1 protein-coding gene is annotated in these 713 nt (G+C 47.5%); it reads right to left on the minus strand.

Annotation, left to right across the window (positions count from 1 at the left end; genetic code table 11):
- The coding region (locus CFI03_RS30925; protein ID WP_248762954.1) for a transposase at nucleotides 1-713 on the minus strand (713 nt) is incomplete at both ends.

The following is a 713-nucleotide window of genomic DNA, read 5'->3' on the forward strand; positions in this document are numbered from 1 at the left end:
TTTTCTTTGTGATAGGTATTGTACTTTACAAGCGCTCGTTGTTCTTCGGACTCTAGATAAGCATAGTTTTCTTCGCTGCCATATCCTGCATCTGCGATGACAGTTCCCGGCAACTGGCCAAGTGAGGCTTTCACTTTGTCCAGGTGCGGTTTGAGACAACGCGTATCTGTTGGACGCTGATGGATGCTGTAACTGAGAATGAATTGATCTTCGGTTCCAATCTGCACGTTATATCCTGGCTTCAACTGACCATTGCGCATGTGGTTTTCCTTCATGCGCATGAACGTCGCATCCGTGTCGGTTTTGCTGAAGCTGTTTCGGCTGCCGAGTGTTTCCTGCTGCCCTTCATATTTTTGCAGGCGAGGAAGAAGATCTTTCCGAACAAGGCGCACTGCTTTCTTTAAAGGTTTGTCCTTAGGCTTTTCTTGAAGCTTGCTTTCAAGCCGTTGAACAGCCTGCTCCAGCTTTTCACTCGTGATGGCGGAAGCCTCTCCGAGTTCAGGAAGGTCCAAGTTATTCAGCGCCTGATCTTCCTGTTTCTCTGCCTCTTCAATGGCAGCGAACAAGGTCTGCACCTTTTCTTGCAGCTTCATCTTCTGTTTGACGACAGCCTTACCCCAGACAAAGGTGTAACGATTGGCATTCGCTTCAATCTTCGTTCCATCCAAGAAGTAGTGCTCAAGCTTGATGTAGTTTTCTTCCTTGAGAAACTG

The sequence above is a fragment of the Paenibacillus sp. ATY16 genome, from assembly GCF_003399985.2.
Classification (GTDB): Bacteria; Bacillota; Bacilli; order Paenibacillales; family Paenibacillaceae; genus Pristimantibacillus; species Pristimantibacillus glycanilyticus.